The 12,673-nt window shown below is 59.1% G+C and carries 14 protein-coding genes and 1 tRNA gene; 8 read left to right on the top strand and 7 right to left on the bottom strand.

The features are described from left to right. The first annotated feature begins 55 nt into the window (after positions 1-55). On the top strand, positions 56-1,444 hold the full coding sequence (ahcY, locus tag ACPF9B_RS13955) for an adenosylhomocysteinase (RefSeq protein ID WP_424178154.1): 1,389 nt from the start codon (positions 56-58) through the stop codon (positions 1,442-1,444). Between the two features lie 365 nt (positions 1,445-1,809). On the opposite strand, the gene ACPF9B_RS13960 is transcribed toward ahcY, so the two are convergent. Genes ACPF9B_RS13960 through tsaD form a run of 4 tightly spaced genes read right to left on the bottom strand, consistent with a single transcriptional unit; the run spans position 1,810 to position 4,543 of the window. Continuing rightward, on the bottom strand, positions 1,810-2,229 hold the full coding sequence (locus tag ACPF9B_RS13960) for an EVE domain-containing protein (protein ID WP_007206245.1): 420 nt from the start codon (positions 2,227-2,229) through the stop codon (positions 1,810-1,812). Then, entirely contained in the window at positions 2,229-2,501 is a 273-nt protein-coding gene (locus ACPF9B_RS13965; RefSeq protein WP_007206244.1) for a YciI family protein, read from the bottom strand. Before ACPF9B_RS13965 ends, ACPF9B_RS13960 begins: the two co-directional genes overlap by 1 nt. After that, on the bottom strand, positions 2,502-3,464 hold the full coding sequence (locus ACPF9B_RS13970) for an NAD(P)H-dependent glycerol-3-phosphate dehydrogenase (RefSeq protein WP_424178157.1): 963 nt from the start codon (positions 3,462-3,464) through the stop codon (positions 2,502-2,504). It lies immediately after the preceding gene. Then, positions 3,461-4,543, bottom strand: a complete 1,083-nt coding sequence (gene tsaD, locus ACPF9B_RS13975) for a tRNA (adenosine(37)-N6)-threonylcarbamoyltransferase complex transferase subunit TsaD (protein WP_424178159.1) — start codon at positions 4,541-4,543, stop codon at positions 3,461-3,463. Before tsaD ends, ACPF9B_RS13970 begins: the two co-directional genes overlap by 4 nt. A 69-nt stretch (positions 4,544-4,612) precedes the next feature. Between tsaD and ACPF9B_RS13980 the strand changes: the two genes are divergently transcribed. The 4 genes from ACPF9B_RS13980 to ACPF9B_RS13995 all read left to right on the top strand — a co-directional run bounded on the left by ACPF9B_RS13980 (position 4,613) and on the right by ACPF9B_RS13995 (position 8,161). Beyond that, on the top strand, positions 4,613-5,329 hold the full coding sequence (locus ACPF9B_RS13980; protein WP_007206241.1) for a uroporphyrinogen-III synthase: 717 nt from the start codon (positions 4,613-4,615) through the stop codon (positions 5,327-5,329). An 85-nt stretch (positions 5,330-5,414) separates the two neighbouring features. Next, positions 5,415-6,590 (top strand): hypothetical protein, encoded by a 1,176-nt coding sequence (locus ACPF9B_RS13985; protein WP_424178161.1) that lies wholly within the window; start codon positions 5,415-5,417, stop codon positions 6,588-6,590. Between the two features lie 11 nt (positions 6,591-6,601). Next, on the top strand, positions 6,602-8,041 hold the full coding sequence (locus tag ACPF9B_RS13990; protein ID WP_424178163.1) for a heme biosynthesis protein HemY: 1,440 nt from the start codon (positions 6,602-6,604) through the stop codon (positions 8,039-8,041). Between the two features lie 44 nt (positions 8,042-8,085). Next, positions 8,086-8,161 (top strand) — tRNA-Thr (locus ACPF9B_RS13995). Positions 8,162-8,257: 96 nt separating this feature from the next. Here ACPF9B_RS13995 and fliD read toward each other — a convergent pair. The 3 genes from fliD to ACPF9B_RS14010 all read right to left on the bottom strand — a co-directional run bounded on the left by fliD (position 8,258) and on the right by ACPF9B_RS14010 (position 11,184). Continuing rightward, positions 8,258-9,907: a flagellar filament capping protein FliD gene (fliD, locus tag ACPF9B_RS14000; protein WP_424178165.1), complete on the bottom strand. Its 1,650-nt coding sequence runs from the start codon at positions 9,905-9,907 to the stop codon at positions 8,258-8,260. A 65-nt stretch (positions 9,908-9,972) separates the two neighbouring features. Next, the gene (locus tag ACPF9B_RS14005; RefSeq protein WP_424178167.1) at positions 9,973-10,317 is read right to left on the bottom strand and encodes a hypothetical protein; all 345 of its coding nucleotides are present in this window, start codon (positions 10,315-10,317) and stop codon (positions 9,973-9,975) included. A 57-nt stretch (positions 10,318-10,374) separates the two neighbouring features. Then, positions 10,375-11,184, bottom strand: coding sequence for a hypothetical protein (locus ACPF9B_RS14010; RefSeq protein WP_424178169.1), 810 nt, complete (start codon positions 11,182-11,184; stop codon positions 10,375-10,377). Here ACPF9B_RS14010 and flgB point away from each other — a divergent pair. The 3 genes from flgB to ACPF9B_RS14025 are packed head-to-tail and all read left to right on the top strand — an operon-like array spanning position 11,148 to position 12,668. After that, positions 11,148-11,534: a flagellar basal body rod protein FlgB gene (flgB, locus tag ACPF9B_RS14015; RefSeq protein WP_424178171.1), complete on the top strand. Its 387-nt coding sequence runs from the start codon at positions 11,148-11,150 to the stop codon at positions 11,532-11,534. The two genes, ACPF9B_RS14010 and flgB, sit on opposite strands and share 37 nt — an antisense overlap. Beyond that, positions 11,534-11,953, top strand: a complete 420-nt coding sequence (gene flgC, locus ACPF9B_RS14020) for a flagellar basal body rod protein FlgC (RefSeq protein WP_007206234.1) — start codon at positions 11,534-11,536, stop codon at positions 11,951-11,953. The genes flgB and flgC overlap by 1 nt, the downstream gene beginning before the upstream one ends. A 13-nt stretch (positions 11,954-11,966) precedes the next feature. Continuing rightward, the gene (locus ACPF9B_RS14025) at positions 11,967-12,668 is read left to right on the top strand and encodes a flagellar hook assembly protein FlgD (protein WP_424178173.1); all 702 of its coding nucleotides are present in this window, start codon (positions 11,967-11,969) and stop codon (positions 12,666-12,668) included. The last annotated feature ends 5 nt before the right edge of the window (positions 12,669-12,673 follow it).

Below are 12,673 nucleotides of genomic sequence, written 5' to 3' on the forward strand. Positions count from 1 at the left end.
AACCCAGTCGCGATGCTATGGACCGTCAACCCAATTTTGCTGAAAGAGAAACCGCATGTCACAGGATTACATCGTCAAGGATATCGCACTGGCCGCCTATGGCCGCAAGGAACTGGACATCGCAGAAACCGAAATGCCGGGGCTGATGGCGCTGCGCGAAGAATATGGCGCGGCCAAGCCGCTTGCAGGTGCGCGGATCGTCGGATCGCTGCACATGACAATCCAGACCGCCGTGCTGATCGAAACGCTGAACGCGCTGGGTGCTGATGTGCGCTGGGCGTCTTGCAACATATTTTCCACGCAGGATCACGCTGCTGCGGCGATTGCCGCCGGTGGCACGCCGGTGTTTGCGATCAAGGGCCAGACGCTGGAAGAGCATTGGGATTATCTGGATAAATCCTTTCAGTTTCCCGAAGGTGCCAACATGATCCTTGATGATGGCGGCGATGCGACGCTTTACGTTCTGCTGGGTGCGCGCGCCGAGGCGGGCGAGGAAATCATCCCCGTCCCCGAGTCTGAAGAAGAAGTCGTCATCAAGGCGCAGATCAAGAAACGCATGGCGCAAAGCCCCGGCTGGTTCACTAAAACCCGTGATTCCATCAAAGGCGTGTCCGAGGAAACGACGACTGGCGTGCATCGCCTGTATGACCTGCACAAGAAAGGTCAGCTGCCCTTCCCTGCGATCAACGTGAACGATTCTGTGACCAAGTCGAAATTTGATAACAAATACGGCTGCAAGGAATCGCTGGTCGATGGGATCCGCCGCGCCACCGACACAATGATGGCCGGCAAGGTTGCTGTCGTTTGCGGGTATGGCGATGTGGGCAAAGGCTCTGCTGCGTCGCTGCAAGGCGCCGGCGCCCGTGTTAAGGTGACAGAGGTTGATCCGATCTGCGCGCTGCAAGCCGCGATGGACGGGTTTGAGGTTGTTCTGCTTGAGGATGTGCTGGACAGCGCCGACATTTTCATCACCACCACAGGCAACCGCGACGTGATCCGGATCGAGCATATGCGCGAGATGAAGGATATGGCGATTGTCGGCAATATCGGCCATTTCGATAACGAAATTCAGGTCGCTGCGTTGAAAAATCACAAGTGGACGAACATCAAAGAACAGGTCGACATGATCGAGATGCCGTCCGGCAACCGCCTGATCCTGTTGTCCGAGGGGCGTTTGCTGAACCTTGGCAACGCGACCGGCCACCCGTCGTTCGTGATGTCGGCATCGTTCACCAACCAGGTGCTGGCGCAGATTGAACTCTGGACCAAGGGCGAAGACTATCAGCCTGGCGTCTTTATCCTGCCCAAGGCGCTGGATGAAAAGGTCGCGCGTCTGCACCTGAAACGGATCGGCGTGAAACTGACCGAACTACGCAAGGAACAGGCGGATTACATCGGCGTCACGGTCGATGGCCCGTTCAAGCCGGAACATTACCGCTATTGATACGGCACGCCTGAGGTCAGGCTGTGCATGTTCACGACGCCGCCGTCCCGGTTCACACGGGGCGGCGGCGTTTCGCGTTCTGGCTGTGTGGTGTCGGGGGTGACCGGTGAAGGTGCAAAGGTGTCCCGCCTGCATCCTTGACATATTTCCACAATATTCCGGCCATTCAGCCATCTATGGCTAAAATACACATCAAATGATGCGCTTATCGCGTTTGGTGCGCTGTTCCACCTGTGGTAGAGTTCGTTAAGGCCAGTATGGCCGGACCTTATAACTGATTGCGTGTGGTGGCTTGGGAGCACGCGGGGTGAAAGAGGGTTCGGCGTCTGCCGGGCCCTCTTTTGCGTGGTCAGGCTTTTGCAAGGTCAGGGTTCTATGCCACCCAAGGCGCAAATGGTCTTCCATTCGGTATCTGTGACCGGCTGCACGGACAGCCGTGCATTATTGACCAAAACCATGTCTTTGAGCCGCAGATCAGCCTTGATCTGTGCAAGGCTGACGGGTTTGACGAAGGGCCGTACCGCCCTGACATCAACGCAATCCCAACGGGGATCATCCGTGGTGCTGTCAGGGTGGCTTTCGGTGCAGACCTCGACGATGCCGACAATCTCCAGACCGGTGCGGGAATGGTAAAAGAACCCCAGATCGCCAGTTTTCATTGCGCGCATGTTGTTGCGCGCCTGATAGTTGCGTACGCCGCCCCATTCTTCGCCTACGGCACCCTTGGCTGTCTGTTGATCCCAGCCCCAGACATCCGGTTCGGATTTGAACAGCCAATAGGCCATCAGCCGATGACCTTTTTCCACCCAGTCAACGTGACATCGCCGAACAGACCGGCCTTGGCATAGGGGTCTGCGGCGGCCCAAGCCTCTGCCGTGGCAAGGTCGGCCACCTCTAGGATGATCAGCGACCCGCACATCTGCCCCTCGGCATCCAAAAGCGGCCCTGCGATTTCCACGACGCCAGTCTCGGCGACATAGGCCAGATGGGCGTCGCGGTTATCAAGCCGGGTTTGCAGAGCACCGGGTTTGTCTTTGGCAAGCAGGGCGAAACGCATCTATTCTTCTTTCAAAGGGCGCGACAGTAAGGCGTGCAGCGCGGTTTTCACATCGGTTCGACCCATGGTCAGGTCAGCGACAACCGTGCATATCGGCAGGTCGATGTCCAGATCAAGCGCCAGTTGCTGCAGGGCGCGGGCGGTTGCGGCGCCTTCGACGGTGGTCGTCGCGTCAAAGGCTTGCCCCGCCCCCAGCGCGACCCCGAAACGATAGTTGCGCGATTGCTCGGATGTGCAGGTTAGCACCAGATCGCCCAGCCCCGACAAGCCGCGCAGCGTGTCGGCCTGCCCGCCAAGCTGCCCGACCAGCCGCTGCATTTCTGCGAAACCACGTGTGATCAGCGCCGCGCGCGCACTGTCGCCAAGGCCGGCCCCGATCGTCACACCCGCGGCAATCGCCATGACATTCTTCAACGCGCCGCCCAGTTCCGCGCCGATGATGTCGGTCGTGCGGTACAACCGCAGGGTCGGCGTGGACAACATCTGTTGCAACATCATACCCGTCGCGTCATCCGCGCAAGCGATGGTCAGCGCCGTGGGTAAGCCCCGCGCAATATCAGCAGCAAAGCTGGGGCCGGTCAGAACCGCGGCCTGTGCATCCGGCACCAGATCACGGATCGTGCTGGCGGGGCCGGTCATGCGCTGCAGGTCGATCCCCTTGCAGCAGGCGACCAGCACCTTGCCTGCCAACCGCGCACTATGGTCCTGCAAAAACGGTACCAGCGCCTGTGCAGGGATCGCCAACAACAGGGTATCGCAGGCGAAAAGCGGGTCTAATAAGGCAGAAATCGTGATTTCATCCGGCAATGTCACGCCCGGCAGGCGGGCGTTTGCGCGGTTGGCCTGCATCTGTGCCACTGCCGCAACGTCCCGCGCCCAAACCTGCACATCGCGCCCATCGCGTGCCAGTGCGACGCCAAGTGCTGTCCCAAAGGCCCCGCCGCCTGCGATCCCGATTGTCATGCCTTGGCCCCTTTCTTGCCCGATCCCAGCATCGGGGCGGCGGTTTTGTCCAAGGGCCAGCGCGGGCGGGCTGACAAGGTCAGATCGTCACGCTGGCCAAAGGCCAGAAGTTCTGCCCCCGCATAGGCGATCATCGCCGCGTTATCTGTGCAAAGCGCCAGGGGTGGTGCGACGAAATCAGTGTCTAAACTAGCGCAAAGCTGCATCAAGCGGCCTCTGATCACCTGGTTCGCCGCGACCCCGCCCGCGATGGCAAAGCAGGGTGTTACGGGTTTTATCGCCAGATAGATCGCCAGCGCACGGCGTGTTTTCTCGACCAGCACATCGGCGATGGCCGCTTGGAAAGACGCGCTTAGATCCGCCTGATCCTGCCGCGTCAGCCCGCCCTTGGCCGCGACGACCGCATCGCGCGCCCGCAGCATCGCAGTTTTTAGGCCTGAAAACGACATGTCGCAGCCGGGCTGGTTCAGCAAGGGTCGCGGCAGATCGAACGCCCGCGGATCGCCACCCATTCCTGCGGTTTCAACCGCAGGCCCCCCGGGCTGTGACAGACCAAGGATGCGGGCGGTCTTGTCGAAAGCTTCTCCCGGAGCGTCGTCGATGGTGCCGCCAAGGCGGCGGTACTTATCCGGTCCTGCGACGATCAGAAATTGGCAATGCCCTCCCGACACCAGCAACATCAGATAGGGATAGGCCACCTGATCTGTCAGCCGCGGCGTCAGGGCATGCCCCGCCAGATGGTTCACGCCGATCAGCGGCAGCCCTGTCGCCGCCGCCAGCCCCTTGGCGCACATCACACCGGACAGCACCCCGCCAATCAGGCCGGGGCCTGCCGTCACGGCGATGGCGTCCAGATCCGCAAGGTGCAAGCCCGCAGCGCTCAAAGCGTCTTCGACGCAATGATCCAGCTTTTCGGCATGTGCGCGGGCCGCGACCTCTGGTACGACCCCGCCGAAATCGGCGTGGAGCGCGGTCTGGCCATAAACAACCGAAGCGAGCACGTCATGGCCGCGCACGACCGCTGAAGCGGTATCGTCACAGCTGCTTTCGATGCCAAGGACAGTCAGCGCGCGCGCCATGCATTGATCCTGTTGCGTGTTCGTTAATCGCAGGTAACACTGCACCAGCCTGCAAACAATGGGATCCCGATGACTCCAGCGCTGATCCTGACCCGCCCGGCCCCACAGGCCGAGGCCTTTGCCGCAGAGATCACCGCGCGTTGGGTCGGGCCATTGCGCACCATCCTGTCACCGCTTTTGCAGATCGTGCCGGTGCCGATCACGGTTGATTTGACGCAGGTTAAAGGCGTGATCCTCACCTCGGCCCATGGTGTTGCGGCATCGCGCGCTGCCACCTTGCCGCGCGGCCTGCCTGCGTGGTGCGTCGGCGAAAAGACCGCACAATTGGCCAGCGAGGCCGGTTTTGATGTCATCGCCGGGCCGGGTGATGCTACGCGCCTTGCCGACAAGATCATCAGCCGGCGCCCGGATGGGCCGCTGGTGCATCTGCATGGTGTTCACACGCGCGGTGGCGTTTCTGAAAGGCTCGCCGCTGCGGGCATCGGTTGCATCGACGTGATCGGCTACGATCAGGTCGCCCAACCTCTCAGCGATGCGGCGTTCGAGGCGCTGCAGGGTGGCGCGCCGGTGATCTTGCCCTTGTTTTCCCCGCGCACCGCGACCATCCTTGCAGGGCAGGCACCGTTCGCGGCACCGGTGCATGTGGTCGTGATGAGCACGGCCGTCCAGAATGCTGCTGCCGCGATCAACCTGCGCAGCCTCAGCGTAGCCGCGACGCCGGATGCGGGCGCGATGATTGCCGCAACGTTGAAACGGTTGCGTGTGATGGCCGAACAGGGTCTTTGACCTGCCCTCGCTTGAGGAGAGGTGGTAGGTTGTTTAGTGTAGCTGTAACTGCGTTAGGCACATGATTGGATGGGAAAAGGCGAAAATGGTAAAACAGCCTGCCAAAAGGCCGCGTGCCGCTGTCAAACCGCGAAAAGCCTCTGCTGGCGAAGCTGCACCGGTCGAATCGGCGCAGGCCGTGCCGTCTGGCGCGGATCAGGTTCCGCCGGAATATCATGCCTCAATCACGCCTGATGCGCCGTCAGAAATGGAACAGCCCCAGCCTGCACCACAATCCGCTGTCGTGCCGCCTGCACCAAAGGCGCGTGGCGGTGTGCTGGCAATGTTTGTGGGCGGGCTGATCGCTGGTGCTGTCGGGTTTGCCGTGGCCAGCCTGACAACCTCTACGGCGCAGATGGATTTGCAGGCCCAGCTGACCGCGCAAGACGCCCACATCGCGGCGATCCAGCAACAGCTGAATGGACAGAAAAGCGTTGATCTGGCCCCTCTTGTCGACGGTCAGGCCGAACTGGCCGTCCAGATTATGGGCCTGCAAGATGATCTAACTGCGACAGTCGCCATACTCAAAGACCGGATTACCGCGCTTGAGAACAGGCCAGCCGGGGAATCCACCGGCGACGGCGCCGCTGGTGACACCTCGGAATTCGAAGCGGATGTCGCCGCACTGCGGGCAGAGCTGTCGCAATTGACCGATATGGCACGAACCCAACTTGACACTGCCCGTGCCGAGGCCGCCGCAATCGAGCAAAACGCCGCCGCTGCTGCCCGCGCTGCCGCGGGGCGTGCTGCGCTTGCACGGTTGCAGGTAGGGGTCGAAAGCGGCGCGCCCCTCGGTGCTGCGCTTGCTAATCTGGAGGACGTGCTGGGCGCCTCTGCTCCCGACGCCTTGCTGGCTGTGCAGGACGGTGTGCCGACCCTTGTCGCCTTGCAGGACAGTTTTCCCAACTATGCCCGCGTTGCCCTGACGACCGCGCGCGCTGAAGGTGTCGCGGGCGAGGATGCGTCGGGCGTTGGTGCCTTCTTGCGCAACCAGTTTCAGGTCCGATCGGTCAACCCGCGTGATGGCGATGATGTCGATGCGATGCTGTCGCGGGCGCAGGCCGCATTGCGGCGCGGTCTGCTGCACGACACGCTGGCCGAAATCGCGCAACTGCCCGACGTGGCGCGCGCGGAATTGTCAGACTGGCTTGCTCTTGCCGAGGCCCGCGCCGCTGCGGTCGCGGCGATTGACATGCTGGCCACATCCCTGAGTGATAATTGAAAGCGAGACAGATGATCTGGTCATTGATAAAAATCACCGCTTTCATTCTGACGGTCACCGCGCTGACCTATGGCGCTGCGATGCTTTACGATGTCGATGGTGGTGCGACGATTGCCGTCATGGGTATCGAATTCACACTCAGTACGCTGGACATGGTGGTCGCGCTTGTCGCGCTGGTTGTGCTGGTTTGGCTTGGCCTGCGCTTGCTCGCGTTTTTGGCTGCAAGCTATCATTTTCTAAACGGCGACGAGACTGCGATTTCACGCTATTTCGACCGCAACCGCGAACGCAAAGGATACGAGGCGCTTGCCGAGGGCATGATGGCATTGGCATCCGGCGAAGGGCACCTGGCCATGACCAAGGCTGCGCGCGCGGAAAAGTACCTGCATCAGCCACAACTGACGAACCTTTTGACCGCGCAGGCCGCCGAAATGGCTGGCGACCGACGCAAGGCTGAAGAAACCTATAAAAAACTGCTCGCCGATGATCGCACCCGTTTTGTCGGGGTGCGCGGAATCATGAAGCAGAAACTTGCAGACGGTGACACCGAGCTTGCGCTGCAGCTGGCGCAAAAGGCATTCGCGCTGAAACCGAAACATGCCGAAACGCAGGATGTTTTGCTGCGGTTGCAGGCAGACAAGGCCGATTGGAAAGGCGCGCGCCAGACGCTGGGTACGAAACTGAAATCTGGCACCCTGCCGCGTGATGTTCATAAACGCCGCGACGCCGTGCTGGCGCTGTCAGAGGCACGCGACATTCTGGACGAGGGCAACCCTATCGAAGCGCGAGAATCCGCGATCGAGGCGAACCGCCTGTCGCCCGACCTGATCCCTGCCGCTGTCATGGCCGCTCGCGGTTATATCGCGCAGGGCAATGCACGGTATGCGTCGCGTGTGTTGGTCAAGACTTGGACAGCGCAGCCGCATCCCGATATTGCGGCCGCTTTCGCCGAAATCGTGCCGGATGAAACGCCGCAGGCGCGGCTAAAACGGTTCGCCACGCTAACAAAGGCGGCACCCGACCACCCCGAAGCAAAGATGCTGTTGGCCGAACTGCACATCGCCGCCGAAGATTTTCCTGCAGCGCGCCGCGATATCGCCGATCTGGTCGATACCGATCCGACCGCGCGCAGTCTTGCGCTGATGGCCGCTGTCGAACGGGGTGTCGGTGCGGATGATGCTGTGGTGCGCGGCTGGCTGACCCGCGCCCTGACCGCGCCGCGTGGCCCGCAATGGATTTGCGACAAGTGCCAGCATATCCATCCGCAATGGGGCCCTGTCTGCGGCAATTGTGCCGCGTTTGACACGCTGTCATGGAAACGGCCACCCGCTGGCGAAGTGTCGATGCCCGCCGGCACAGAGATGTTGCCTCTAATCGTCGGCGCGCAGTCAGCGATGGACGAAACTGTGCCCGATGAATCAGGTACAGCACCGCAAGACGAAGGAAAATAGCGCTTTTCGCCGCCTATTCAGGGTGCTATCAGGCCCACCAATACGCCGCTGTAGCTCAGCTGGTAGAGCACATCATTCGTAATGATGGGGTCGGGGGTTCGAATCCCTTCAGCGGCACCAAATCCATTTGAAAATATACTAAAAACAATATGTTATCTGGGTTCCGCTCGGGTCTCTCGACCCAAGTTTAAACCATAATATATCGGCGCAACGCCGTTATCTATCCGCGTTCCAGGCGTCCATCAGGCTTTGCATATATTCGCCGGTCTTGTTCAGGCTGGTGATCACAGCTTCCATCCGGCCAAAGCGGATGTTGTAGCGTTCGGTCAAGGCTGCGGCTTTTGTCTCGATATCTTCGAGATTGGTTTCAAAGCCTGCCAAATTATCCGAAAGCTCTGTTTCGCGCCGCGCGATCAGGCCTGTCGCGCCAAGAAGGGTTTCGCCATAGCTTTCCAGCTGATCCGCCATGCTTTGGCCATAGCGTACTGTTGTCGTCAGGCTTTCGTTGGACCCAAGGATTATCTGTAGGCCATACGCGTCGCCATCAGTTGCACGCAACAGCACATATCCGTCATCATTGGTGCTGACGCTGAGCGCCAGTCCGTCCAGCGTGGCTGTCGCAGGCGATGTCGAGGAATCGTAGACCAGTGCATAGGATCCAACCTTTGGAGGCGCAAAGCTGAGGCCGGTGACTTCCAAATTTGGATCTTCACTGCTGTATTTTGTGGAGAAGAGCGCATCCACGATGTCGGGGTTTTCCGCTATTGCGCGTTCGAACCGTTCGGCGTTCAAGGTCAGCGTTCCGTCCCGTTCCGTCTGGATACCGATCTGGGCGAGATAGATAGGCTCGTCGCCAAAGCCGGTGATGGGCTGGGTGGCAATATTACGCATCCGCGACAAAACTGATTGCGCGGCGACATCGCCCGCCAAAGGGCCAGGTTCAGCACCGTTAAGCCCGCGCTGCGTTGCCTCTGTCAAATAGGATTTAAGCTCGTTTGCGATGGTGAGAAAGCTGTTGATCCGCTCTTGCACGGATGTGCTGGAATCAGCCGAGGCAAGTGTTGATGTTCCGACATCGTTCAATGTGACCGTGTGGCCAACAAAAAGATCATCAAAGGAATTTTCGCTGCGCGTGACAGTGACACCATCGACCAGCAAAAGCGCATCTTGCGCTACTACCAGCGTGCTGGACGCACCAAGCGGGTTGTTGTCGGCATCGGTGACGCCCTCCTCCGCATCACTCGTCATGTTCAGGGCTGTTTTGATCGCAGTGATCGAGTCAGCATCAAGCGCGTTATCTTCGCCTACCTTTGATTTCACGATCAAGGCATAGCCTGTTCCCGTATCCAGCAGCGACGCAGTGACGCCATCAATCGCGTTCAGCTGTTCAGTCAGATCGTTGAGTGTATTGTTGCTGGAGCCGATCGTGAAACTGCTAGCACTGTCCCCTGCCTCTGTGTTCAAAGACACGGTGCCTTGGTTGACCTCGCTGGTGGGGGTCACTGACGCATCAAAGCTGAAGCTCAGAACCTGTTCGGACGCAAGGCGCTCGACAGTTACGGATGCGGATACGTCACTGGCCAATGCCGCATTCGATACCTCGAAGGTCACCGCACTGGTCGAAGATGACGCCTGACGTGACGCTGCCTGTGCAACAGCGGCCATCGCATCCTTGAATGTGCCGACTTGCTGCGACAGCTGGCCCATCGCGGAAATCGTCGTACTGGTATCATCAAGCCGCCGCTGGTTCAGCGACCGTTCGCTGCTTGTTTCAGCTGCGACAAGGCTGGTGACAAGTTGCTTGATCTCAATCCCGCTGCCGCCACGGCTGACGGCTGAAAGAATGTCGGGCTTGATTTCAGCCATAGCTATGCTCCTGTATTAACCAGAGAAACGACAATCTCTTCACAAGGTTTAATGCCACGCCGCGATTACATGCGAAACCGAGCCGCTTTGCAGGCATATGATGATACGATTGCATCGCGCGTGAATCGCACCCGACCGCTTTCACGTTGAATCTGGACCAGTTCGCCGCCCCATTCACCGTCGATCTGGGTATCCGATATCGCAGTAATTGTGATTTTGTCTGGGCTTGCGCCCTCGATCACGCCGGCGGCGCCCTTTGACATCTTGGTAAAGACGATCCGGCCCAGCGGCGCAGCGGTCATTGTGCAGTCATAGCTTTCCTGCGTGAACCTGGTGAGCGCCTGACAATCAGCCAACCCCGCGAAAAGCAGTAATGAGGCCGTTAGGGGAAACGTCATGGACAGCGGCATTTTGAAACTCCGAACAAGTGGAAAGTGAAAGCTGCGGGCGCGGGTTCAGGCGGCCGGTTAGGAATCCGCCTTGTTTTGTTCATCTAGGTCTTCGGTTTTGTCTTCGTTCTGGTCGGTTTCAGCACCATCTGCGACCACTTCAGAAACGTCTTCTTCGGGCGCGTCTTCGATGGCTGGCTTGGCCACTTCCATCTCGATCAGGCTTAAGCCGATAGCGCCATTCACCACAAGTATGGCACCCTTGGGCAATTGAATACCTTGGTGAATATGCGCTTCTGTCAGTTCGATACGCATGTCCTGTTGCGCATCTGGCGACAAAATTGGCTCTGGTGCTGCGGTTTGTGCCGCCTGCTCTTCTTCCTTGGGTGGAACCGGCGCTTCCACGGGGGCAACCTCGACTTTGGCGTTGCGGTTCAGCAAGGCGGCGAGCGTAATCGCGCTGTCTGCCGGCTTGCCAAGGCGGCAGGCGATTGTCCGCGCGCGCAGCACATCGATCCGGGCTCTTTGGATCGCCAACCGTGTCGGGAGATGCGCCGTGTCACGCAGCATCTGGGACAGGGTAGATACAGCCAGAAGCGCAGGAACCTCTGCAAGGTGTTCCATGATGCGTTCTTGTATCGTGAGACGCTTGCGCCGGTTTTCCGGTTTGCGCGCTGTTGGGGCTTTCGCTGAAAGCGGTTTGCCCGATTCCTCCGATACGCTTGTGCTGCCAGGTTTAGGTGCCGCACGCCGGGGCTTTGAAGATTTTTCAACCATTTTCGTCTCCGCCATTGGTTTGGCACCTAACTTGCAAATCTTGGACCAGAACACAGGCTGCGAGGACGAATAAGGTGAACGCAATAAAAGACCATATTGCTTTTCAGGCATCGGCGCTTTCGCTTCGAGAGAAGCGGAACGATATGCTTGCCTCCAACATCGCGAATGCCGGCACGCCGGGCTACAAGGCGCGAGACATCGATTTTGACCGAGAGCTTGCGCGTCAGGCCGGGGATAGCCCCATTCGCAAAAATGATGACCGCCATATAGATAATCTTGCCGGCACATCGGGCGTTGACGTGCAGTATCGCGTGCCGCTGAACCCATCCTTGGATGGTAATACTGTCGAGCTGTCAGTCGAGCAAATGGAGTTCTCAGAGAATTCGCTGCGCTACATGACGACGCTGTCGTTTCTCAACCGCCGGATTTCCGGCCTGATGACCGCGATTAAAGGTGAATAATGGCTGATATCAAGAACGTCTTTGACATTGCCGGCCGTTCGATGGCCGCGCAGATGGTGCGGCTGAACACAGTGGCGTCGAATATCGCAAACGCCAACACGCGGTCGGGTAGCGCAGAGCAAACGTTCCGCCCCTTGCGACCTGTTTTCCAGACGGCGTTTGAGGGCGGTATCAGGAACGCCGAGCGCGCGACAGTGGATGTCAAAGAGATTGTCGCGCTGGACCGGGAAGCGCAGCGCGTGCACGAGCCGGGCCACCCGCTCGCCGATGAGGAGGGCTTTGTTTACATGCCCCCCGTCGACATGAACGAAGAGCTGGTCGATATGCTCGAGGCGAGCCGCCAGTATCAAAACAATCTCGAAGTGCTGACCACGATGCGTACGCTGATGCTGCGCACAGTGGACATGGGCAAGTCTTAAGGGAGCGGAATAGATGGATGTTGATAACAAAAGTTTGGCCGCGCAGAACGCGTTGCTGTCCAAACTTGGAATAAGCACGACCCAAGACAAGAATGCCGTACCAAAAGAGGAATTGGGGCAGACCGATTTCCTGAAGCTTATGACGGCCCAGTTGCAAAACCAGGACCCGTTTGCGCCGATGGACAACGGGGATTTCATTGCTCAGATGGCGCAGTTTTCGTCGGTTGCTGGGATCAGTAAGATGTCCGAGACAATGTCGGGTATTGCCGACCAGATGGGGCAGTTTCGGGTTGCGTCATCGGTCAATTATCTTGGCCATTCGGTGATGATCCCTGGAAACCTGGCCAGAGCAGATGACAACGGTGAAATCCACGGCGCGATCGAATTGGAACGTGCATCCGTTGATACGCGGATTGAATTTCTCGATGCCATGACTGGCGAGAGCCTGCACACTATGGACATGGGCGGGCAGGCAAGTGGCTTGTCCGGATTTGCCTGGACCGATGTACCAGAACAATATCGTGACGGATCGCGTGGCGTTCGCCTGGATGTTCTTGTCAATTACGGTGATGGCGAAGGCGTTCAAAGCCTGACGCCCAACGTCTATGCACAGGTCATAGGCACGGCCAACGCTGCCACCAATGGTGACGGCATGCTTGAAACCGAAGACTACGGCGATGTCAGCGCCGCAGAAGTCCTGCGGTTCCGCCTTTAAGGCGG

Source organism: Yoonia sp. TsM2_T14_4 (assembly GCF_049602355.1).
GTDB classification, from domain to species: Bacteria; Pseudomonadota; Alphaproteobacteria; order Rhodobacterales; family Rhodobacteraceae; genus Yoonia; species Yoonia vestfoldensis_A.